The 22,843-nt window shown below is 56.0% G+C and carries 22 protein-coding genes and 2 tRNA genes; 6 read left to right on the top strand and 18 right to left on the bottom strand.

Going from position 1 to position 22,843, the window contains the following annotated elements; translation table 11 throughout:
* Nucleotides 1-5: 5 nt before the first annotated feature.
* The 6 genes from MAIT1_RS20980 to hemA all read right to left on the bottom strand — a co-directional run bounded on the left by MAIT1_RS20980 (nt 6) and on the right by hemA (nt 6,764).
* Nucleotides 6-1,595 (bottom strand): zinc-dependent metalloprotease family protein, encoded by a 1,590-nt coding sequence (locus MAIT1_RS20980; RefSeq protein ID WP_085447071.1) that lies wholly within the window; start codon nt 1,593-1,595, stop codon nt 6-8.
* Nucleotides 1,596-1,672: 77 nt separating this feature from the next.
* Nucleotides 1,673-2,485 (bottom strand): HEAT repeat domain-containing protein, encoded by an 813-nt coding sequence (locus tag MAIT1_RS20975; protein WP_085447069.1) that lies wholly within the window; start codon nt 2,483-2,485, stop codon nt 1,673-1,675.
* A gap of 392 nt (nt 2,486-2,877) precedes the next feature.
* Nucleotides 2,878-3,861: an IS3 family transposase gene (locus tag MAIT1_RS20970; protein WP_198947753.1), complete on the bottom strand. Its 984-nt coding sequence runs from the start codon at nt 3,859-3,861 to the stop codon at nt 2,878-2,880.
* An 11-nt stretch (nt 3,862-3,872) separates the two neighbouring features.
* A complete protein-coding gene (locus MAIT1_RS20965) occupies nt 3,873-4,175 on the bottom strand; it encodes a transposase (RefSeq protein ID WP_085440078.1) in 303 nt (100 codons plus the stop codon).
* 219 nt (nt 4,176-4,394) lie between these two features.
* Nucleotides 4,395-5,477, bottom strand: coding sequence for a peptide chain release factor 1 (gene prfA, locus MAIT1_RS20960; protein ID WP_085447067.1), 1,083 nt, complete (start codon nt 5,475-5,477; stop codon nt 4,395-4,397).
* 18 nt (nt 5,478-5,495) lie between these two features.
* On the bottom strand, nt 5,496-6,764 hold the full coding sequence (gene hemA, locus MAIT1_RS20955; RefSeq protein ID WP_085447065.1) for a glutamyl-tRNA reductase: 1,269 nt from the start codon (nt 6,762-6,764) through the stop codon (nt 5,496-5,498).
* Nucleotides 6,765-6,995: 231 nt separating this feature from the next.
* Here hemA and MAIT1_RS20950 point away from each other — a divergent pair.
* Nucleotides 6,996-7,072: transfer RNA gene (locus MAIT1_RS20950), tRNA-Pro, on the top strand.
* Nucleotides 7,073-7,105: 33 nt separating this feature from the next.
* Nucleotides 7,106-7,182, top strand: a tRNA-Arg gene (locus MAIT1_RS20945).
* A gap of 673 nt (nt 7,183-7,855) precedes the next feature.
* Here the strand turns inward: MAIT1_RS20945 and MAIT1_RS20940 are convergent.
* A complete protein-coding gene (locus MAIT1_RS20940) occupies nt 7,856-8,254 on the bottom strand; it encodes a hemerythrin domain-containing protein (protein ID WP_085447063.1) in 399 nt (132 codons plus the stop codon).
* Between the two features lie 134 nt (nt 8,255-8,388).
* Between MAIT1_RS20940 and MAIT1_RS20935 the strand changes: the two genes are divergently transcribed.
* A protein-coding gene (locus tag MAIT1_RS20935) for an IS1 family transposase (protein WP_414673634.1) occupies nt 8,389-9,127 on the top strand; the annotation gives its coding sequence in 2 pieces (ribosomal slippage) (nt 8,389-8,685 and nt 8,687-9,127; 738 coding nt in all).
* 35 nt (nt 9,128-9,162) lie between these two features.
* On the opposite strand, the gene MAIT1_RS20930 is transcribed toward MAIT1_RS20935, so the two are convergent.
* Complete coding sequence (locus MAIT1_RS20930) at nt 9,163-9,462, bottom strand: hypothetical protein (protein WP_085447061.1); 300 nt, start codon at nt 9,460-9,462, stop codon at nt 9,163-9,165.
* A gap of 273 nt (nt 9,463-9,735) precedes the next feature.
* Here MAIT1_RS20930 and MAIT1_RS20925 point away from each other — a divergent pair, with 273 nt between their 5' ends.
* The gene (locus tag MAIT1_RS20925) at nt 9,736-10,434 is read left to right on the top strand and encodes a hemerythrin domain-containing protein (protein ID WP_158089669.1); all 699 of its coding nucleotides are present in this window, start codon (nt 9,736-9,738) and stop codon (nt 10,432-10,434) included.
* A 62-nt stretch (nt 10,435-10,496) separates the two neighbouring features.
* Here MAIT1_RS20925 and MAIT1_RS21970 read toward each other — a convergent pair whose 3' ends face one another.
* The 10 genes from MAIT1_RS21970 to MAIT1_RS20880 form a co-directional block, all read right to left on the bottom strand.
* Nucleotides 10,497-10,634, bottom strand: a complete 138-nt coding sequence (locus tag MAIT1_RS21970; protein ID WP_158089668.1) for a hypothetical protein — start codon at nt 10,632-10,634, stop codon at nt 10,497-10,499.
* A 257-nt stretch (nt 10,635-10,891) separates the two neighbouring features.
* Nucleotides 10,892-11,353, bottom strand: a complete 462-nt coding sequence (locus MAIT1_RS21705; RefSeq protein ID WP_143814995.1) for a DUF5681 domain-containing protein — start codon at nt 11,351-11,353, stop codon at nt 10,892-10,894.
* Nucleotides 11,354-11,578: 225 nt separating this feature from the next.
* On the bottom strand, nt 11,579-11,929 hold the full coding sequence (locus tag MAIT1_RS20915; RefSeq protein WP_085447054.1) for a hypothetical protein: 351 nt from the start codon (nt 11,927-11,929) through the stop codon (nt 11,579-11,581).
* A 293-nt stretch (nt 11,930-12,222) separates the two neighbouring features.
* A complete protein-coding gene (locus MAIT1_RS20910) occupies nt 12,223-13,203 on the bottom strand; it encodes an AAA family ATPase (RefSeq protein WP_085447052.1) in 981 nt (326 codons plus the stop codon).
* Nucleotides 13,200-13,568, bottom strand: a complete 369-nt coding sequence (locus MAIT1_RS22525) for an AAA family ATPase (protein ID WP_085447050.1) — start codon at nt 13,566-13,568, stop codon at nt 13,200-13,202. Before MAIT1_RS22525 ends, MAIT1_RS20910 begins: the two co-directional genes overlap by 4 nt.
* Nucleotides 13,552-14,649: a DUF7146 domain-containing protein gene (locus tag MAIT1_RS20900; RefSeq protein ID WP_158089667.1), complete on the bottom strand. Its 1,098-nt coding sequence runs from the start codon at nt 14,647-14,649 to the stop codon at nt 13,552-13,554. Before MAIT1_RS20900 ends, MAIT1_RS22525 begins: the two co-directional genes overlap by 17 nt.
* Nucleotides 14,650-14,717: 68 nt before the next feature.
* Nucleotides 14,718-15,059, bottom strand: a complete 342-nt coding sequence (locus MAIT1_RS22135) for a helix-turn-helix transcriptional regulator (protein WP_198947976.1) — start codon at nt 15,057-15,059, stop codon at nt 14,718-14,720.
* A gap of 53 nt (nt 15,060-15,112) precedes the next feature.
* Nucleotides 15,113-15,892, bottom strand: coding sequence for a hypothetical protein (locus tag MAIT1_RS20890; protein WP_085447046.1), 780 nt, complete (start codon nt 15,890-15,892; stop codon nt 15,113-15,115).
* The gene (locus tag MAIT1_RS20885; protein WP_085447044.1) at nt 15,889-17,094 is read right to left on the bottom strand and encodes a tyrosine-type recombinase/integrase; all 1,206 of its coding nucleotides are present in this window, start codon (nt 17,092-17,094) and stop codon (nt 15,889-15,891) included. Before MAIT1_RS20885 ends, MAIT1_RS20890 begins: the two co-directional genes overlap by 4 nt.
* Nucleotides 17,095-17,637: 543 nt before the next feature.
* Nucleotides 17,638-18,483, bottom strand: a complete 846-nt coding sequence (locus tag MAIT1_RS20880) for a 3'-5' exonuclease (protein ID WP_085447042.1) — start codon at nt 18,481-18,483, stop codon at nt 17,638-17,640.
* Between the two features lie 336 nt (nt 18,484-18,819).
* Between MAIT1_RS20880 and MAIT1_RS20875 the strand changes: the two genes are divergently transcribed.
* Complete coding sequence (locus tag MAIT1_RS20875) at nt 18,820-19,770, top strand: sugar ABC transporter substrate-binding protein (protein WP_198947975.1); 951 nt, start codon at nt 18,820-18,822, stop codon at nt 19,768-19,770.
* 11 nt (nt 19,771-19,781) lie between these two features.
* Nucleotides 19,782-22,826 (top strand): PAS domain S-box protein, encoded by a 3,045-nt coding sequence (locus MAIT1_RS20870; RefSeq protein WP_085447040.1) that lies wholly within the window; start codon nt 19,782-19,784, stop codon nt 22,824-22,826.
* Nucleotides 22,827-22,843 lie beyond the last annotated feature (17 nt).

The raw sequence follows: 22,843 nt of genomic DNA, 5'->3' as shown, positions 1-22,843 counted from the left end.
CTCTCCTACTGCGCCATGGGCGAATAACGCAACACAGTCAATTGATCCGACGTCAGATTGCCCGGATCCAGCGCAAGATCCGTCGGCGCGGTCCAAAACATCAGATTGAGGCCATCTTTGCTCAGGCAATTGGAGACAATATTGATGAATTTGGCGCACTCCGGCGTATCATCCAACGGATCAAACGACGCGCCGCCCGACTCCGATGTGTGGTACAGCCCCAAAAAGTGCCCCATCTCATGCACGATGGTCTCCCCCATCACGGTGGTCTCCAATGAGCCGCCAATCAGGTGCGCGCTCAGACTCACCATATAGCCGTTGCCCGCGCCAGAGAGCCCCAATGTGCCGGGAATGCCGGGAGCGATGCCCAATACGCCGCTGGCGTTGGTGAAGTCATCCACCAGGAACACATTGATCACATCCTTGGAGCCAATGGAGATCAACGAGCTGGTGGTGGCGTCGCTATAGGAGGTGGAGACCGAACGATATTGACTGTCGGGGATGCTGGTCACATCCAACACGTTCAATGTCAATCCGTGGTTGCTCATAATCGCTTTGGCGCGGGTAAACGCCGCTGTGATATCGGACTCCGTATAGGTTCCACTGACGAGATAGGGTTTGAGGATAAAGGTGGCGTTGCTGTTGACCGAACCGCTGCGGGTGGTGAGATAGACCGCATCGCTGCTGCTCAAGGAGTTGCTGAGATTATAGCTCCACAAACCGGTGGAGAGCGGCGCCTGGGTGGGAACCTGCGGTTGTAGCATGGTGCAGAAACTGGCGCCGCAATGATACGTGGCGCCGCTTTTCACCGTGGTCAGCGTGCCGGAGGAGGGGCTGGTGACCGAAGAGACGGAGACGCCGCTGGAGCCCACGGAAGGGCCATTGAGCAGCAGGAGGTAGGAGACGACATTGCTCGAGAGTAAAAACGAGCTCTCATTCACCCCCAATGCGGATACCGACAGATTGCTATTGGTGGATGCAGCGCCCGCGCCGTTGGCGCCGTTATAGTGTTGCAGCGCCGACAGTGACGACACCAGCGAGGAGGAGCCCTTCACATTGCTCAAAAAGCTGGTCAATGCGGAGTCGCTGGCGAAGTTGGAATCGGAGATGGAGACGCCGCCCAAAGAGCTGGCCTGGTCGCGCATGGTCTGCGTGATGGTGATGCCATTATCGGCGTTGTCGTCGGAATCCAACGTCTGCAACAGACGCAGCATATTCAATGCGGTGGTGTTGCCTGCGTCGGTGACGCCCGCCAGAGTCAATGGGGTGATGGAGGACGCGCCGGTGGCGGAGCCCAGGGTGAGATTGCCCAGGGAGAAGGTGACCGTTTCACCGGATTGGTAACTGAAGCTGCCGTCACTGCCGGTGGTGGAGGTTCCCTGGGAGGGGGTGGCGTAGGTCAGCCCGGAGACGGCGCTATCGACAAAATAGCCGGTCACGGTGGTGGCGGTGACAGTGGTGGTGGTGCTGCTGCTGCTTCCTCCCCCGCCGCCGCCACAACCGTTTGCAAACAGGAGCCCGACCAAAGCGGCGCCGAGCGCGCCATGGCGGATGATTCCGCGTTGGCGATGATGTGAACTCTGATGCATGGTCATACCAACAATCCTTCAAGTCATCTGCTCAATTCATACGCAAACATAGACCAGAATTGCTGGAACCAGAATGGTTTTCCTCAAGGCAATCTGGGCGCTGATTGTGTAATAGCGGAGGCCATGGCGTTAGATGCCGCGCCGAGTAAACGCAGGATATTCTGCTCAGTGGCTGAACCACTGTTCATCGATGTTTTTTTCGTCAATGAACCAACGATGTTTTGTTGGGGATATTTCATAATCGACACATCAAGTTTCGCTTTTAACACGCCGTTAAGAAACTCATTGGAAAAAGCAGGCGAGAGATAATAAGCGCGGGTTGCCGGGGACTGTTGTAACAGAGCGGCGTATTGATTGACCGCGCCTGCAGAGACAACCAGCGTATCGCTCTTGGTCAATCCTTGCTTCAAATAAGCAAAAATATGCTGCGTCACTTTTCCGGCATCAACAGAGGAACGATTGCGCACGCCGTTCACAAAAAAGAGATAACGCACGGAGCTCAAAGAAGAGCCACCCTGCCCGGAGCCCATTTTCGCCAAGGCTTGCTGAATGGCGCGTTTCACCCCAGCGTTTGTCTCGGATTGCGCGCGTTGATTCAAACACTCCTGCCCGCCTTGATTCAAACGCCCCAATGAAGCGGCCACAGCGGTGCGCACGGTGGTGTTGGAGTCGTTCAAACCAGTGCACAGAATATTCACCGCCTGTTTGTTCCCACTGGAGCCCAACGCCAAAGCGGCCTGCGTGCGCACGCGAAAATCCGGGGATTGCGTCAAACTGGCGGAGAGTTGGGAGAGACTCGCAGCGGAACCCATAGACGGCGCCGTGAGCAGAAGCAGGAGCGCCAAAGTCGCGATGAAAAACGGGGGGAGCTTTTTAAAAACGCTTGTCCACAGCATCAGGTCTTCTCCTTCAAACGTTCAAGCTCAACAAGAGCGCCAATAAGGAAAAAGATAAAAGGAGAGGCCTAAACAAATAGTGATGAATGAATGCATCATTCGTCCAATATATAGTCACCGCAATTCAGAATTGCACAGGCTCCTCAATGTTTGCGTGACACAGGTAAAGCTTGCGCTGACTATTGGCCTCCGGCTGGCCGGAGGCGGGATTCTTAAGGGTCTGTGACCCTTAAGCGGGTGTGGACAGAGCCCACGATTGGGCAGGAATGCCAAATCGGACTCGCGCAGCGAGCCCGAAGGGTGAGGACCAGGGATGGTCCGAATCACGGTGTAGCTGTTGATCTTGTGCTGGTTCAGCGGAAACATGACAACCGTCTAAACCAAAATATCAGTTAGCTGTTCGCCTTTTCAGCCATTTTTTGGGATGGCTGAAAAGACTGCTTTTGGTGCGTCGTCCGACGCCGTTCTCTGGCCGCCTCAAGCTTTTCATCTCGTTCGGCCAGGATCTGCACATGCCGCCCTTCCAGGCGATCCTGTGGGGTGACGTAGTCGATGGCGCTATGGAGCCGCCGGGTGTTGTAATGCTCGACGTACTTTCCCACAACCCGTTGGGCATCTTCCAGCGATAATGGCGTCTGAGGCCGAATGCACTCACGCTTCAAACTACCGTGAAAACGCTCCAGTTTTCCGTTGCTCTGCGGATAGTAAGGCGAAGTCCTCACATGCGTCATGCCGGATTCCCGGATGAACGCCTTAAAATCGTTGGCAACGAACTGCGGCCCATTGTCTGAGATCAGCCGCGGCTTAGCTTCCGGATAGGCCTCCTGAGCTCGGAGCAGGACCACTTCAACCTCATCTTCCTTCATCGACTCACGAATCTCCCAGTGGAGGATAAACCTGCTACATCCATCCAGGACACTGCACAGATAGTAGAACGTCCCCTGGATATTCAGATAGGAGATGTCCACATGCCAGTGTTTATGCGGCTCCGAAGGCTGTTTGAACCCTGTGCCCTTCTGCGAGGGCGATGGGCTCCAACGACGCATCAGCCCGGCAGTTCTGAGCACACGCAGCACTGAAGAGGGGCTGACCGCCACCACGCCTGCATCCAGCATCATGTAGGTCAGGCGCCGATAGCCCTCTGACGGATGTTCATGGAAAAAGGCGACAATCGCTTCCCTTTCCCAATCGTCCAGCCAAAAATCTCGGGGAATACGGCCATTGTGGTCATTAACCATTCCATAGCGCTTGCGCCATGAATAGAACTTGCCCCTTTGCACGCCTATCCAGTTGATAATTCGGCTCGTGTCGATTTCGCTCTTGTCTGACCAAAACGCCACGAAATTCACCACCGAATCCCGTATGTCCGGCTCCACCCAGCAGCCGTTCAGCTCACCCCAAGACTTTTTTTTAGCGCAACATGCGCCTCAAGAAGCTCAGACATAACTTCATTTTTGGTTGCCAACTTCGCTTCTAGTTCGGCAATCTGTCGGTCACAAGCCTTTTGGCCGCGTTTGTCAGACAAGGCCGCTTCGCCGTTCTCAAACAAAGCCTTTTGCCAGCGATAGTACTGGCTGGGCTGAATGCCCGCCTCGTCGCACAGATCCGAGAGAACCACCTTCTCGACCAGGTGACGGCGCACATAGCCTACCTTCTGCTCAGCCGTAAATCTCCGCTTCTTCCGTTCCATACAAACCTCCGCTTATTATCTACACATTATAAACGGCTTGTTTGTCATTTTCCAACTGAACCGAAACAATCTTGGGAGCTCGAGGGCGGAGCCCTCGATATCTTCTCGCTTCAAATGTCTCATTCTCTTCTGCGGCGACTATATGAACGCGGTCTTTGTATTTCACTGATGGGTGAAAAAATTTCAGCGTGAGTTGCGGATGAGAAAAAATTTATTCTCTCAAGCTTCACCCAACTGCGCCAGCAACTCCGCTTGATGATGCGCCAACAGGGCGTCGACGATCTCCCCCAACGCGCCCTGCATCACCGCATCCAATTTATGTAGAGTCAGATTGATGCGGTGATCGGTTACACGGTTTTGTGGGAAATTATAGGTGCGGATGCGCTCGGAACGGTCTCCCGATCCCACCTGACCCCGCCGCGCTTCGGCGCGCTCATCAGCGGCGGACTGGCGCTCCTGATCCAGCAGACGCGCCTGCAACACCTTCATCGCCTTGGCTTTGTTCTTGTGCTGGGATTTCTCATCCTGGCAGGTCACCACCAGGCCGGTGGGCAGGTGGGTGATGCGCACAGCCGAATCGGTGGTGTTGACGCTCTGTCCACCGGGCCCGGAGGAGCGATAGACGTCGATGCGCAGATCCTTGTCGGCGATATTGACGCTCACTTCATCGGCTTCGGGCAGAATCGCCACCGTGCAGGCGCTGGTGTGGATGCGTCCGCCCGCCTCCGTGGCGGGCACACGCTGCACCCGGTGCACGCCGGACTCGAATTTCAAGCTGGAGTAGACGCCCGCGCCGGTGATCATGGCGATGAGCTCCTTGAATCCGCCTAGATCCGTGGGGCTGCTATCCAGAATCTCCATGCGCCAGCCGCGCTGCTCCACATAGCGCCCATACATGCGAAACAGATCCGCCGCGAACAGTCCCGCCTCATCGCCGCCGGTGCCGGCGCGAATCTCCAAAATAACGTTCTTCTGATCGTCAGGATCCTTGGGCAGTAGCAGAATTTGCAGTTGAGCGTCACTCTCCTCCAATTGATGCTTCAGCGAATCACGCTCCTCTCGCGCCATCTGCGCCATCTCCGCATCGGCGTCAGGCTCGGCCAACATCTCCTCGGCGTCTTTAAGCTGCGCATCCAACTCCTTGTGCTGCGCATAGGCTTCCACAATGGGCTCCAGCTCGGCGAATTCGCGATTCAACTTGGCGAACCGTTCAGGATTGGAGGCGATATCCTGCTGACCCAGCAGAGCGGAGATCTCTGCATGGCGCTCACTCATCACACGGAGTTTATCGGTTAACGCCATAGCGAGACTCTCCAGCCCTTATCCATCGTCCAGTTTGAACAGTCGCCGGGTGGCGGCGGTGATCTGATCGCCATCGGGCTCATGGGCGGCCAGACGCAACTGTTCAGACGGATTGTGCAGAATTTTATTCACCAACAGGCGGGTCAGCTTCTCGATGCGCGCGCGGTCGTCATCGCTCAAGGTTTCCCAGCCGCGCAACTGCTTTTCCAACACCTCGTCACGCACGCCTTCAGCGTGAGCGCGTAACGCTTTGATGGTGGGCGCAACCTCCAGTGCAGAGATCCATTTCAGCAGCCCCGGGATCTCTTCAGAAACAATGTTTTCCGCCGCTTGCGCCGCTTCTGCGCGCTCCTGTCGGTTCTGCTCGACGATCTGATTCAGATCATCCATGTCATACAGAAAAGCGCTGTCCACATCGCCGATCTCCGGGTCCAGATCCCGCGGCACGGCGATATCGATAAAGAACATGGGGCGCTGGCGCCGCTCTTTGAGGGCCTTTTTCACCATGGGCGCATCCACCAGATAGACGGTGGAGCCGGTGGAGGAGATGATGATGTCGGCGCGGTGTAGATTCTCCGCCAGCTTCTCCATGGGGAAAGCGTGACCATCGAACTGGGCGGCCAGATTCTGCGCCCGCTCCAGGGTGCGGTTGGTGACGAACACTTTATCGATGCCGTTGGCCACCAGATGGCGCGCGGCCAATTCGCACATCTCACCGGCGCCGATGAGCAGACAGCTATGACCGTTCAATTCGCCGAAGATCTTGCGCGACAGCTCCACCGCTGCAAACGAAACCGACACCGCGTTTTCGGCAATGGCGGTCTCATTACGCACCCGCTTAGCGGTTTGAAAAGCGTGCTGAAAAAAGCGATTGAGAATAGCGCCGACGCTCTGTTGCGCCACGGCGTGCTGATAGGCCTTTTTCATCTGACCGAGGATCTGCGGCTCGCCCAGCACCATGGAGTCCAGACTGCTGGCCACGCGGAAGCCGTGACGCACCGCCTCCTCTTCCAGATTGATATAGAGATGGGGATTGAGCTCATCCAAGCTCAAATCGTGGGAGTGGGCTAACCAGATGCGGGTCTGCTCCACAGCGGTCTGCACGTCGTGGGCGGCCAGATAGATCTCCACCCGGTTGCAGGTGGAGAGGATCACCCCTTCGCACACCTGCTCCAAACCCACCAATTGCGCCAGACTCTCCGGTAAGCGCTCCTCGGGAAAAGAGAGCTTCTCCCGCAAAGCCACGGGGGCGCTGTTATGGTTGAGTCCTACGGCCGCAATTTTCATAAAGGCAGACGAATGGTCGGGTTCGGCTGAGCGGCGGGGATTTGGACACGGCCTATTTGGCCCAGTTGGTCCAACAAGCGCCGGACGCCGCAATGGTGATTTTGTGCAGAATCCCTAATGATAGACTGAAAAGCGAGAATCCCCAAGGAGAGAATGCGGCTTGCGCTTGCTCCCACAGCGCCAGTGTCGTATAGTTCGCAGCTGTCTTAAGAGTCCACATAAAGAGTCTGACGGGGCGTGGCGCAGTCTGGTAGCGCATCGGCTTTGGGAGCCGAGGGTCGGAGGTTCGAATCCTCTCGCCCCGACCATTTCTCTTTGTTTGGCGTTATGACATAACACAAGCGCCCGTGGCTCAACCGGATAGAGCAACGGCCTTCTAAGCCGTCGGTTGCAGGTTCGAATCCTGCCGGGCGCGCCATCTATTTCAATAGTTTACACAATCTCACAATCAAGCCATCTTGCCTCGGGGTGTACTCTGGGGTGTACTTTGCAGCCCGCTAGTCGCTCCCCCTGAGCCACAAAAAATCCCTGCCTCGGGTGGCCTGTTGATGCTGATGCCCGTCAGAGTTTTTGGCTCCACGCTTTCACATGAACCCCTCTCGCGCTTCTTGAAAACTGATTGGTGAGCATCTAACCTGTTTTCTGCGACGCCTGCCTAGAGCAGAGCGGCAAGAGCCGCAAAGCGCCGCCGCATGAGGATCTGTGCGAGGTGCGCACCTGATCCACTGTGAAAGGCCTCTACTTTGCCCTTGTTCCAGGGCTCCATAAGGGTATCTTGATCCGAGACCTTGAGAGAGAAAAATGGCGTCCGCTGTGGCGAGAAAGTTTACAAAACCGGACATCAGAAGCGAATGCCGGGGTTTTGGATGGTTGGATACTCTCAAGAGATCCGGTGGTTAGGCAGGGTTGATTGAGGTCCGCTTTTTCAAGAAGCGGTCCTGAAAGCAACGAAGGCACCGCATGAAACGGGTTTCAAGCACTGGTTAAGACACTCGGTCAGCATATAGGAAAGATAAAAATCTTCCGTTTCGTGAGCTGACCCCGGGTAGAGTCTACTGGAACAGGGGTATGATAGCCTGTAGTCAGGTTATTCACCGGGTTGGGGTGAACTGGGAAGGATTGGAGAACAGTTCCGCATCTGTCTTGTTGATATGATTGTCTAACCAGTCAATCAAATATTTCCTCATAGAATCGAGAATTTCAATCTTGTTCTCTATTGAAGTTTCTTCCATCAGTTGCTTGGTAAGTCGTGGCATTTCAGCGGCGAATCGTTCATGCGCCTTCAGATGTTGCGTGTAATGCTCGTAGGAAGCAGGGAGCATCAATGACTCTTCATATGAAAAGTGAAACTTCACATATTCATTTAGAGAAGAAACAGCATTATCAGTCTGAGTCACATCGTCAGTCAGGATACAAATAAGATCGAAGAGTGCCTCATGCTGAATGTCTATACTCTCGACACCGGTTCGTTTCAGAGCGAAATCAGACATAAACGAATCTTCCTGGGAAAGCGTAAGTGATGTGATTTACCATTCAAAAATGGGTAGTGGCTCCGTTTAGCTGATTTTGTATAAAACTTGCATGGATTTGGCCATCGTTCTCACATGGATAGTGGAGAAAACAGATGGCCATGATTACCGTGCATTGCCCAGAATGTGGAAGCCAAAACGTTGTAAAGAATGGCAAACAGTCCAATGGGAAGCCGCGCTTCCGCTGCGACAATCCAGACTGTAAACGCCGCTATTTCCAAACGACCTACACCCACAAAGGGCGTCAACCAGAGGTAAAACGTCAAATCCTTGAGATGACTCTTAACGGCGCTGGGATTCGTGACACCTCTCGCGTCCTGGGTGTCGGGCGCAACACCATCACCCGAGAGATAAAAAAACACCGGAATCTCACAGGTGAATCTTCCACTTCTGGCTGAACTGGCTTCCGATACGCCGGTCGACGTGGTTCGGGTTGATCAAGCAGAAGCTGATGAAATGTGGTCCTATGTCGGCAGCAAGGCCAACCCTCGATGGATTTGGCATGCCATCGAACGCCAGTCAGGCCGCGTCCTGGCATATGTCTTCGGAACTCGGAAAGATGCTGTGCTCAAAGAGCTGCGTAAACTGCTGGAGCCTTTTGGCATCGCCAACCTGTTTACCGATGATTGGGGCGCTTACCATCGCGTCCCATTGGCCCCAAATCATTTCGTGGGCAAGCGCAACACTCAGCGTATTGAGCGCAAGCATCTGACTTGGCGCACTCGCATCAAGCGACTGGCCAGAAAGACCATCTGCTTCTCCAAATGCGAGGTGATGCACGACACGGTCATTGGCCTGTTTATCAACCGCTACGAGTTTGGTCTGGAAATATAGTGATCAGCTAAACGGAGCCACTACCCAAAAATGAATCACTCGATAATGAATATTTTATCTAACTGAATCATACAGATGATATTTTTAGCTGATTCTGAGTTCGCTTTAATGGACATCTTATCAGTCGTTTCATCCTGAGCGCGAATGATGGTTCCAATGGTGATGCTATCAACCAAGCAGTTCAGTTCAATCCTGACATGCTTTGGTGTGCTGTTCGCCTTAATACAGGTCTCATGGAAAGTTTTCCAGTCATTGTAAGAGATGGAACCATTCACATGAAATGTTATTGTTTCATCAGTTTCAGATACACAAACATGGTCAAGTGTGGAATACATTTTCGACGCTCCTAAGTTGATTCTGAATCTCACAGAGTTGAGTTATTTTTATTGCGCCGTCGTATCGAATTGTTAGTGAGCTTCCGTTTCTTTCTAAGAAAATACCCATACGCCACATTGCCCCTGGAAAATTTACTGGTTCCATAAGCTTATTGTAGCGATAATATCCTACATAGTCATGGAATAGCTGAAAGCGCACAACTTATGCAGGTGGTAGGGATGATATCTCAGAAAGACTTTCTTAATTACAGAGGCTTAGAGGTATCGTTTGATATGCATCTGAAGCTCGGATTCCCTGAGATTGATGCTCAGCACGAGGGCATATATCAACAAATATGTGCCCTCGTGGATGAAATCCTGGAGCCCAAGGGCAAGAAGCAGTTCCATGTTTTGGTTACGAAACTGCGCGGGAGCATGAAAGAGCATTTCGCCTACGAGGAGGCGGTGCTCCGAAGTAGGGTAGATATCGAATCCCTGGAAAAACATCGTGAGGAGCATGAGGCAGCGATTTCTGACCTAGGGGCGAAATCACGGGCGCTTGAAATTTTGGTGGATAGCGGCACTCTTATCGAGAGCCTAGCGTTCATCCATACGCAGTCCATCATCAACTGGTTTTTCAAACACATCGTTACTCTGGACAAGCAGCACTTCTCCGAGATCGGTTTGTATGACGATGTGAGTAATCGTTCGACCAGATACGAGCTAGAAGGGGCTGTAGTCATTGAGAACAACAGCGAGGGAAAATGCTCGGGGTCTGTGGTAAATGTTAGCGCAACAGGTGCTTTGCTGAAGCACGATGGTGGGGAGAAACTGTTTCGTGCTGGGGACTGGGGTTCCATTGGCTGGAGCTCACCGATACACAGTGACATGACGCCGTGTAAAATTATTCGCTGCGACGAAGAGTTCATTTCTCTGGAATTCAAGGATCCCCAAGCACTATTGCTCGAAGATCTGATTCGGAACTCTGTTTGAAATCACATGTCCGCTTCTATCAATAGCGGACATGAGAGTGCCCTTGGCTCTGCCGGGGGCGGTCACTCTTTCTCCGCCACCCTCTCCGCCAGCGCCTCATAGCCCTGCCGCAGCCGTTTCAACGCTTTTACCGCGCCGGAATCGTCGATATCCGCCCGCGCCTTCCACAACGTCCGCAGCTGCTTGGTTGATGTCAACAAGAGCACCCCCGCCACGGGGGCGGGGTCTGATGTCCAGGCGGCTTACGTTTGCCTAATTTGCGCACCGGTTCTCCATAAGTTCGTATCGCCGCCGCCATTCAGCGGGCCATGTCTCTAACATTCCTGGCCGCTCTTCGGGGCGCGCTCTGGCCATCTCCAGCCACCGCTCAAACTCCTCCAGCGACTCGGGCCGCGCAAATGCCTCCTGAGAGGGCCATTCTACCGGATTTGCGCGGCCCTCCAGCTTGGCCACGCGCTCAGATAGCCTGCTCATTTGCCCGCCTCAAGCACTGCAATACGCTGCTCAAGCTCGGTGATCTCCACCAGCCGCGCCTGTTGGGCCAACAGCGCCATGAGCGCCGCCGCCGCATCGGGAGAGACTGCACCCCCCGCAAGGCAGAAATCAACGCTTCGCCGCGCTGCGTCAGATCGCCGTCGAATCCGGACAGGGAAACGGCGGGCGATTCTGCCTTCAGACTCGGAACGCACCGCTCCAGCAGCAGCCGCGCCGCCTGAATGTCGCCATCCTCGGCTTTTGCAATCAGCGCCGCGACAACGCCGGGCGCGGCGTCCTGAATCCGGCGGCGCATCTCGCCCGCAAAGCCGCTCCCTTTCGGGCGTCCTGCCGGGTTGGCATTGTTTCCTGGTCGGAAGCGCCCTTTATGGTCGCGTTCCGATTCTTCCCCGGATAGATTCGGATTCATTTCAGAACCACTCATGATTCGCTCCACATCTCATTTTGTGCTCTTTGTGATGCCATTCAGCCGACAGCACACTCAAAACGATTCTAGGCCCGTTTCTGGCCCGGGAATCGGCATTCTCGCTGCTCACCAATCGAAGGTGCGCAACTGAACGGGTTTCTCCAGGTTGAGCGGTCGCGGCAGGCTGGCCCGGTGGCACGCCTTGAAAAGCTGCGCGGTCAGACCATCGCGCCAGACGCGCCATCAGCCGTTAGCGCGGGGGTCGCCCATCTCGCGCAGCCGGTCGGCACGCTCGCCGCCGATGCGGTCGATGATCTCCGGCCAGGGTTGCGATGGTTCGGCCTCAAGCTCCCGATCGATGCGGGCCAGCAGCGCCGCCCCGTGTCGGGTGAACAGATCCACCTCGCGGCGGATGGCGCGCAGATCGCCGACGCCCCGCAACAGCTCCGCCGAAAATCGGTCCGCCAGTCGGTCGCCTGCCGGACGGTCATAATCGACCGGCTCTCGCCGCACCTCGGTGTAAAGCTCGACGGCGCGCAAATCGTGGTCGATGGAGCCCAGCCAACGGGAGAAGGTTTTTCGATGTTCTGTCATTCGGTGCGCGCCTCCTTTGACGCTATTCGATGTAGGCAGCTGAGAGGGCGGTGGGCGTTGGCAAGACGCCCGCCCTCCCTCTCCCCCGTAGGGGGAGGGGTAGACTGCCAACGTGCCAAGGTTAGCCAGGGCACTGTATTTGTTCATATTTTCACCTTGGCAGGGGCACTGCCAACGCACCACCCCTGCCAACGCATAACATATTGAATTTATGGCAAGTCACCTTGGCACTTTAGCATTGCCAACGCTTGCCAACGTGCCAATGCCAACGCTTTTGCCAACGCTTGCCAAGGTCAATCAACCTCCTGGCCGGGGGTGTGTTCCGGCTCTCCAAGAGTCAACCACTTCCACGATTTGCCGTGCTCGGGCAGCACCTCCTGCCGTAGACGACCAGCGTTTAGCAGGTCACGCGCAAGGCTGCGCAGACGCTTCTCGCCCATGGTGTGGAACTGTTCCGGCAACCGCTCGCGTTGGGCGTACAATCCCGCCTGACCGCTAAGGGTGAACGGCTTGTCGGCGTCCAGCGCCTCGGCAATCGCGCGTTCCAGAAGATAGGTTAGCGGTTGACTGGATTGCGCCGCCTCGCGCAAGTTGATAGCCTCCAGCAGGCCTGATTGTGCGCGCAGCATGTCCACCGGCTGGCGGTCTGCTTTGGCGTTGGACTTCACCAGCTGGAGCCGATAGGCCGCGTTGTGCTCGAACTCCACGCCGACTCGCTCACATAGTCGGCGCGCTTTGGCTTCCTCCATCGGCGTCAGTGCGACAACCGCGCGCACGCCGTCAACCAACGTCGCAGAGCCACGCACCGCCAACCTAGAGCCTTGTGAGCCATCCTCTCGGGTCTTGCTCATGTGGTGCGCGACAATCACAGTTGCGCGTGTTTCGGCGGCCAACTCGCCCATATAGGAGCACAACGCCTGCGCCACCTCAGCGCGGTTAACGTCACCCGCGACAAGCGCCTGTAATGGGTCCAGCACAATCAGCCGCAGCGGCGGCTCCATGGCCGCAATCTCGATAAGCTGGGCCATTAGCTCTTCTGCCTGCTCGGTGCGCTCCGGTCCGGCCTTGCCCTCGCGGATTAACGTCAGCGGAGCCAGCGGCCAAATCAGCAGCGAGTCGCCCGCCATGTGGCGCAACCTGTCGGTGGGGTCCAGTTGATCCAGGCGGCCATGTGCAGCGGGATCGTCGTCCTCTCGGGTGATAAATATCGCTCGCCCCTGAGCCTCGATTGGTGCACCCATGCTCTGGCGTGGGGTAGCCTGTTGCCCGGTCATGAGCGGTCCTCCATCGGGTTGAGGGTGTACGGCCCCAACGCGACGGACAGGCACAGATCCAGTAGAATGAAGCTCTTGCCACTGTCGCCGGGAGCGGCCAATATCACAGGCACACCCAAGGGGATTTTGCCCTCTATGAGCCACTGTGTCGGCGGCGCTTTGCCCTCGAAACGTGACGCCGGAAGCGTCAGCAGGTCCGGGATTGTGTTCCACCTCGACTCCGGCTCATCGCTCTCCAGCGCCTCTGCAAACGCGCCAGCGGCAGGGCGTGGGGGCATCGGCACAACCCGGCCAAATTCTTCATCCTGGTCGGAGAATTCAAGGTCGCCGCTCGCCAGACGGTCGAGACTAAATCGCTTGCCCATGGCCCGCCTCTTGGTTGAAAATATCCAGCCAATCCAGCGACTTCGAGCCCTCTGGAATCTCTCCCGGCGGCAGATGAACCACCACCGCCATCCGATGGCGCAGACGCTCGACCAACTTGGTCGCCGCCTCCTGGCCCGCGCCGCTTCGGTCCAGATCCGCCCAAATATGGACAGCCTGCACGCCCGGCGGCGGCTCGAAGCTCGCCAAGCCGCTTGCGCTGATTGCGGCCCAGCAGGGCATTCCCGCGCCTAAACGGACGCTTAGAGCCGTTTCGATGCCTTCGCAGACGCCCAAGACGCCGGACCCGTCCAGGGGAAAAAGTTGGATTGCCGCGCCCGAAAAAGCGCCCGGAAACACGCCGCGTGTCAGTTTTTTGGCATCGCGAACCGGGGCTTTTCTTCCGTCCAGGGAAAGAAAGGTTCGGTGATTCCCAACATGGCGGCCTTGCGCATCGACAACCCGCCCAATCATGGCCGGGAATTCGCCAGCTTTGCGGCCATCTTCCCAATAGGTGGCCCGTGGGTCGCACCGCAGCGCGGGGCTAAGGGGCATCGCCTCGCCCAGCCCTCGGGCCTCCAAATAGCGCCTCACAGGCGCGGCGGCGGGGTGATCCAGCCCCACGGCTTCGGCCCATTCGTCGGCGATGGCCCGCTGAATCTCTCGGTCAGGCGTCGGGGCTGGGGGAGGCGTCACCCTGGCCGGGCGAACCACCGGACGCGGCGCGGTGTGGTCCAGCCCCGACACCTCGGCGACGCGCGCCAGCGCCTCGGGAAAATCCCATCCGCGCAACCATTGGAGCGTCGCAAAACCATCGTGGCGCGGGCCGCAGGTCGCGCAGACGCAACCGCCGCTTTCTCGCCAGTCGCCGAACAGGCGGAAACCATCTTTACCGCCATGGACGGGGCAGGGGTGATGCCGCGTCGGCTTGGCCATCGCCTCGGCGAGTTCGGGCGCAAGCTGCGCGTAAACCTCGCCCCATCGGCCAGCGGCGGCGGCCTTCACGTCGGCGGCGTCGAAGGTTCGGGGCGGCGGCCTGTTGCCGGTATCGCGCGCCCGGTTTGGGTGTGGTAAACTACTCATCGCTGTACCTCCCTTTCGCAGTACCGGCCTCGAGGCGTTGCAGCGCCTCGGGGCCATTTCGTTTGCCGTCACTGCCCCGCCGGGCGCAGACTCGCCATCCACGCCTCGACCTCGCTGCGCCGCCAGCCGATTGCATTTGGGCTCAATCGGACAGACTTCGGGAAATCACCGGCACGCTCGCGTCTCCACAGCGTTGTTCCGCTCAGCCCGGTCAGCTTCCGCACCTCTGGTTTCCGCAAAATTCGATCCTGCGATTCGCTCATTTTAGTCGCTCCTGTTGTCGTGCCGACGCCCTGCGCCTCGGCGCATTTCAATGAGAGCACGCGAACTGCGCTGAAATCAATTAAAACCTTTATTACCAATTGCTTAGCATCAGCATAAACCGGGGTGGAACAGCAGGCGGCAGGCATGAAAAAGCCCGCTGTTATGCGGGCTGGCGGGGGAAACCGGGGTGAAATGTAAATCAGTCGATCAAACAGCGGCGTAAAGCCTCTATTTTGGGCGGGTATCCATCCTTTTTGGCTGGCGGGCGGCCTCCTCGACCGAAAGCGCAGCCGCAGTCTTTTCGCAAAGTGTCGGCCAGGGTTTCGAGCGACTGGCCCAGCGCCTGCACCTCCTGGTTGGACGCGCCCAGCGCAGCGGCATGTGTCTTGATGAATCGTGCAAACTCCAGACGCGGCCCCGGCGTGCGGGATCGGTCGAACTCCGGGCAACGGGCAGCCAACTCATCCAGCAGGCGATTGAGCAGTTCCGCTTTTCCTTGCTTGCCCATTCGGCGGGCGCTGTTCGCTTGCTTAGTCCGGGCCGCGTCATAGCCTGCAACCAGCGAATCCCCTCCCAGGAAGCGCAGCACCCCACGCACCCCTTCGGCCCGCTTGATCTTCCAAGCGGCCCGCATCTCCCCCAGCACCGGCAGATGCTTGAATGCAGCAGGCGGCACAACCGGCAAGCGCGCAAACTCGGCGGCATCATCTCTGGCCTGTAGATGCGCCTCTATGGTGTCCAGACGCTCAGGGAGGGCCTGAGTCGGAGGCCAATCGACAGACGCAAGCGCGGCCTCTCTGGCGGCCCTCCAGGCGGTAACGTGGCGCTTTGCGTGATGCGCCAGCCACGGGGGAGGCTTGCCGCGCAGCCCGTCGAACTCTAACGGCTCCACCTCGGCCTTGATGCGGGCGGGCGCATTCTGATGAGCGTCATACACAGCGGACAGCGCCTCATCAAGCGAAAGGTGGCGGTCGGTCATTTGGTGGCCCTCAGCGAAATGACATTCGCGGCGGTCTTGCCGCTGATGACCTCTTGAAGGCGGCGGCCCCATGTCTCAAGGGCGCTTTGCATTTCCATTGAATAGGAATGCAAGTCGTAAACGCCGGTAATCTCACGGTCTACGCCAACATGGTTCAGCAGCTTGCCAACAATCAATCGTGGAACGCCAAGGCCAACCATCATAGTTGCGCCGGTACGCCTCAAATCATGCGGACCAAATCGGGGGAGGCCAAGCCATTCATTCAGCTTGAGCGCATGTCCCAATGCGTTTTGCTGGATTCGGTCACACCCATGGCGCGGGCTTGGAAAAACCCATTCTGACGTGCGGGGGAGGGACGCTAGAACATCACGCGCAACTGCGTTCAAAAAGACTCGATGCGCGCGCCTATTTTTGGCCACATGGGCGGGGATCGTCCACCACTCGTCATCAAGATCAGACCAGCGCATTTGCAGCGCCTCTCCTGAGCGTTGACAGGTCGCCAGCGTCAAACGGAGCGCAGCAGCCGAAAGGGGACTGATGCTGGCCTCATCCAGCATGGACCAGAACGTTTTGATTTCCGCCTCTGTCAGCACACGGTTTTTGCGTGATTCTTTGGCCGGGGCTTTTACTCCCAAGCAGGGCGTATACTCCAAAATCCCGGCCTCCATCGCCCATGAGAACAGGCGGCGGGTGACAGAAAACGTTCGATTCGCGGTGACGGTGCAACCTCGAGCGGTTAACTCATCCAACATGGCCACAACATCACGCCGTTTGATCTCCTCGGCCTTGCGGCGGCCCCATCGTGGCAAAATATCCTTCCTCAGCATCCGCTCATACTCGCTGGCAGTGCGTGCCGCCTTGTGAGGCTTGGCGTATCGCGTCAGAAACATTTCCACCAGATCGCCAACGGTCGGCGCGGCTAGTTTCTCGGCCTCGGCCTCCTGTCGCTCCTGGATGGGATCGGTTCCGGCCTTCACCTTGTTGCGGGCCTCGGCGGCCAGCCTCCGCGCATCAGCCAGGGAAAGGGCAGGATATGCCCCCAGCGTCAGGCGACGCATTCGCCCGGCATCCCGCCAGGTGAAATAGAATGTCTTTGCGCCTGCCGGGGTGACGCGCACACCGAAGCCATCACCCTCCAGAATGTCGCGGCGTTTGTCAGCAGGCTTCAGATTCTTCAAATAGCGGTCGGTGAACTTCGGCATGGTCTACCCTCATCAGCCTGCCCCGGTCAGTACACCCCGACGCATACGGGGTGTACTTTGGGGTGTACTTTTGACTTGGCAACAGGCGATTTCCTATGAAACGCGATGCAACCGGAAACAATGGTAAACCATTGATGGATAAAGGGCAACGCTGTGTTTCATAGGGGTTCAATAGAAAGCGGGGAATTGCATTAATCGCGGACTTCTAAGCCGTCGGTTGCAGGTTCGAATCCTGCCGGGCGCGCCACTTTCCCCGCCGCGTGACAGCACGCTGTTCATCGCTCCAAAGCCAATGCCGGATCAAATCGCTCCGCTACTGTGAAGTGATTTGCGCTATTCAGAACCCCTCACAAAATAACGCTCTGCAAGCCCCAACAAATACTTTGGCGCCGCTGCGCTGTTTTCGGACGTGATATACACTGCGTCGCTCACGCCGCCAAATGACTGCTGAGGCTTGCAAAGCATTCATTTTGTATGGGGTTTCCTAAGAGTCTGCTCGACCTTGCCTCTCCAAGTATCAACATAAGCTCTTATCGCAACAGATCACGCTGTTAAAGCGCGCAGTTCATTCCATTTTTGCAGATATTGCAGCAGATGCGGCTTCTGCTCGCCCTCACGCTCCAACAACTCCCGCACCAACTGCTGCTCATTGTGATATTGCCCGGCGTCAAAATGGCCGGAGAAGTGCGCCATACGCAGCCACAGCAGATAGGTGGTCAACGCATCGAACTCATTATAGGCGACAATCTCACCCAATTTGCCCGCTAACCACATATTGGGCACATCATTGCCCGCTACATCCATTTTGCCGGGAATGCCCGAAAGGGTGGCCATCTCATGCAGAGAGGGACTGGTCACGCCCCAGCCGCCCACCAGCTCTTTCAAATCCACATGCCAGTCGCTGTTGCGCGCGATGTAATCCACGCCTTCCCACGGTTTGTTGGGACGCTTGGCGAACTGCGGTTGGTATAAGCCTTTGACCACCGCACGCTGAAGGAGCGCTTTCATGTCGGCGTTGATGGAATTGTAACCAACCAACTGTGGCTTTTTTTCGCCCAGAGCGCGCAGAAAGCGATCCACAATGGCCACCTCCTGCGCTTCCGGCGAGTCTGGATCGTCGGTCTTGGGCAGCGCCATCAAATCCACCCGCACCGATCCATCACGACCCTGTCGCCGGGTCACGGCGGCGATGCTCAAAAACCGACACATCACGGTTTTTAAATAGGGATTCGGGTTCTCTTCGGTGGCGCCATTGTTTCGCCACATAGTCTGCATGATGTCCGCGCGCGGCGTCTGCTCATCCAGACCATAAAGTAAGCGGCCCGCCAGAGGATCAGGGGCCCATTCCGCATCAAACGCCCAAACGGTGTGGTGAACAAATTTAATCATCTGCATTCCTTGTGCAACGAGACTTAACAGACTGCGCGCAGAATTGCGCACAACCTGTGCATCCAAATGAAAAAATTAACGGAAAGTCGATCATAATGGTTCGCTTAAGTTCTTTGCAACAGGGTGGCGTTTGCCGCACAATGATGCAAACGGATGAATCAAACGCTGGCTATTGTTTGAGTGCTTTTCCTCGGAAATTTGCACAAGGAAACCATCATGCGCGTCCAATGGATTCGATTATTTGCACTCACAATTATTTATTCCGTTTGCTCCATCCCTTCAAGCCAAGCGCAAACGCTGCCTGCGCCATATGTGATTGCGGCGCTCTATTGGTCAATGAACATTCCCGGGCAAGTCGCCATGCGCGAAGGGTTGGAGGCGCAGGTCAAGATTATCAATGAACAGGCGCAACAGACCAATGCGCGCGGCATCAAGCTCATTCCACGTATTGCCGGCGATGGCGCTGAAGGCATCGAAAAGCAGATTCAACAGATGTATGAAATGGTCGCCTTGCGACCCGACGCCATAGTTATCCAACCCACCGACAACGCCGCTTTGGCCAAACCATTGCGCGCCGCCAACCGGGCTAAAATTCCGGTTATCGCATACGATCAATATATCGATGACGGAGAACTGGCGGCGTATATCTCCTCGGATAATTTTCAAGCTGGAGTCATGGGCGGAGAGTATGTGGCGGCCCATTTCGATAATCAGAAACCGATTCGACTCATTTTGGTGGAGTATCCTCACGTCTCCTCCACGGTGGAGCGCGTCAACGGTTTTCTCGACGCCTTGAGCGGCAATCAACAAAAATACCAGATTCTGAAAACTTATGAGGCGGTGGAGCCCATCAGCGGTCAACGCGCCGGAGAGCGCATTCTCGCAGACTTCCCGCAAAAGGATTCCGTGGATGTGGTGTTCACAGTGAATGACGGCGGCGGTTTGAATGTGGTGGAGGCTCTGGCCAAAGCGGGGCGCAATGAGATTTTTGTGGCCACCATCGATGGAGATCCAAAATCCGTTGAAAACATTCGTAAAAACAGATTAACGCGAATAGACTCCGCCCAGTTCTGCGGCCCACTGGGCGCCGAGGCGATCAAAGCCGCCTATAATGTGCTGCGGGATCAACCCACGCCGCGTTACGCACTGATTCCCACATTTCCCATCACTCGGGAAACCCTCTCTCTCTATCCCGGCTGGGCGGGACCCATTCCCCAGGATTTCAAAAAACCGTGGTCGAGCCTTGAACCCATGTGGCGAGGCCAATCCCGCGTGGTCATTCCGTAAGGCCGTCTTACATGAACGCATCATCGACCAGGGGTTCCACAGCGTCTGACGATCAACGCAAGATCCAACACATCGATCGTCGGATGAGCGGCATCTTTGGAGCCTTGACCCTGATGCTTCTCATCCTGGTGGCGGTGATCAGCACCTACTATTTCGCCCATATGATGGAGCGGGAACGGGATCGACTGGCGGTCATTCTGGCGCAATCCCTGGCTGACGGCATTCAACGGGTCTCCTTCTCCGGCCGCCACCACACCCGGTTGCTGCTGGAAGACACCGTGAAACGCAATCCCGATATTCGCTACATCATGGTGGTGAACGACCAGGGCAAAATCATCGCCCATAGCAATCCTGACAAAAATGACGCCTGGATACCACGCATCAAGCCCGCCGCCGTCGCCAATGGCGATAAAACACAGTTAAAGAGCGCCTATCGACTGGAGCAGAGCGTCCATAATGAGGTGTCCATCATCACCGTTACGCTCAATTATCGCGGCGGTTATGGGGATCAATTAAAGGGCGTCATCCAAATCGGCATCTCTGACGAGTTGACGCAACAAGCGATTCAACAATGGATCACCTTTATTGGACTCTTCATCCTGGCGGTGATTTTCCTCGCCATGGGGCTGATCAAACAGGCCAGCGCCAGATTGGGCGCCCCCATTAAAACATTGGCGTATCAGTTTCAATCCATTCTGCGTCATGCGCCCATGTCCATTGTTATCGTAGACAAACAGGGCCATCTGGTGGAAGCCAGTGAATCGTTCCTCAAACGTTTCCAACTTTCAAATTTGCGAGCAGGCGGAAAATTAAATCCTTACGTAAAATTAACCGCTGACAATGCGCAGATGTGTACAGAAGCGGATAAACAGGTGCTCGAAGAGAATAAAATCGTCGAACTTGAACTCCAGTTGGACGATGCCGGAGAGAAACGAAGCTTTCTGGCGATCAAATTCCCCATGCTGCACGATAAAAACAAGGAAGTTGAACAAATCTGCACGTTTGCCGCTGATATCACCGAACGTCGCCAGGCGGAATTGGCGCTCTCTCATGAACGCAGTCTCCTGCGCTCGCTCATCGACTCCATACCTGATGTGATCTTTTTCAAAGATCCAAAGGGACGCTATTTAGGTTGCAATAAAGCGTTTGAACAGTTCTGTAACCATACGGAAAGCAACCTGATTGGTAAAACCGATGTGGATGTGTTTGGTGCAAGAATTGGCAAGGAGTTCCGTGAACAAGATCAGATCATGCTGCGTTCCGGCGTTCCATGCCGCAATGAGGAGTGGGTGAGCTATCCGGATGGGTGTCGCGTACTTATGGATACGCTGAAAACGCCCTTTCTCGGCGCCGACGGCGAAATCATTGGCTTGATTGGCGTCAGTCGCGACATCACCGATCGCAAACGCGCTGAAGAGGCGCTGGAACACAGTGAACAGCTATTCCGTCAACTGGCGGAAAATATTGATGAAGTCTTTTGGTTGGTGGATTGGATTACGCTGCAGCCTCTCTATATCAGCCCGGCGTTTGAACGGGTTTGGGGCAGCTCTTTAAGCGCCATTCATGATAATCCGCGTCTACGCTTCGAAGCGATCCATCTACGTGATCGCGAACGGGTGGAGACTCACTTTATCGGTGAAGCGGCCAAAGGGGACTATGATTGTGAATACACTATTACCCGCGCCGATGGCGATACGCGTCTGATTCACGATCGGGGTTTCCCCATCCAGGATGAAACTGGTCGCGTGGTGCGCATCGCCGGTATTGCCGAAGATATTACCGAGCAGCGCCGCAACCAGGAGAAACTGGAGCAGGCGATCAAAATGGCCGAGCGGGCCAACCGTATGAAGGCGGATTTCCTGGCCATGATGAGCCATGAAATCCGCACTCCCATGAACGCCATTCTGGGGATGACTGAGTTGATGGAGGAGACCTCTCTTTCACAACAGCAGAAAAACTATCTCAATACCCAGCGTCGCGCATCCGAAGCTCTGCTCTCCCTCATTGACGATATTCTCAGCCTCAGCCGGATTGAAAAAGAGAGTCAGGAAAAAACAGGCGAGGCTTTAAGCATTTATAATAATAATGAACTGCTCGGATGGGTAGAGTCGTTAATTGCGCCGCAGATCAACAGTAAAGGACTGACGGTTTATATCCAACATGACGATAGCGCGCCCAACATCATGCGGGGGCGTGTCGGCGCTCTGCGCCAAATTCTGCTCAATTTGGCAAGTAACGCCGCCAAATTCACTGAACGGGGATCCGTTACGCTCGGCGCAACGCTCAATGAAGCGCGCGATACGCTCACCTATTGGGTGGCGGATACCGGTCCGGGGATTCCGCAAGATAAAATCAAACATATTTTTGAAGCATTTACCCAAGTCGCCACATACGATACGCGAAAACATGGCGGCACGGGTTTGGGATTAACCATCGTCAAACGGCTGAGCGAACAGATTGGCGGATGCATCGAAGTCAAAAGCCAAGAGGGAAAAGGGAGTCAATTTTTGCTCAGACTGCCGTGGCGCGATGAGATGGCGGTGGATGAAAAGACGCTGGGCGCCCATGATCAAGCACAGAGCACATTCGCCAAAACCCCGGCGCAACCCCACAAGCGCCACACGGATAAAACACAACCGCTGCGTATTTTGTTAGCGGAAGACTCCGATGATAACGCCATGTTGATCAAACTCTTTCTTTCCAAAGAGGGGTATAAAATCGAGCGGGCGCGCAATGGACGCGAAGCGGTGGCGCTGTATCAGGAGATTCACCCCGATCTCATTCTCATGGATCTACAGATGCCTGTAATGGATGGTTTGGAGGCGATTCGCACCATTCGTCAAAAAGAGTGTGAAACCCCTGCCGACGCAGATCAGAAGATCAGCAGCGCGACGCCGATTTTGGCGTTAACCGCACACGCAATGAACGAAGATAGAATTCGTTGTGAAAAAGCGGGCTGCGACGGCTATTTAACCAAACCAATCCGCAAGCAGGATCTGTTAAAAGCGATCTCTGAACAATTTGAGACCCAAGCGCCCAATAGGCCGCCGTCGTAACTCCGTGCATCACCTAC

The sequence above is a fragment of the Magnetofaba australis IT-1 genome (genome assembly GCF_002109495.1).
GTDB lineage: Bacteria > Pseudomonadota > Magnetococcia > Magnetococcales > Magnetococcaceae > Magnetofaba > Magnetofaba australis.
The sequence above is the reverse complement of the archived record's forward strand: the minus strand, read 5'-3'. Positions and strand labels throughout refer to the sequence as shown.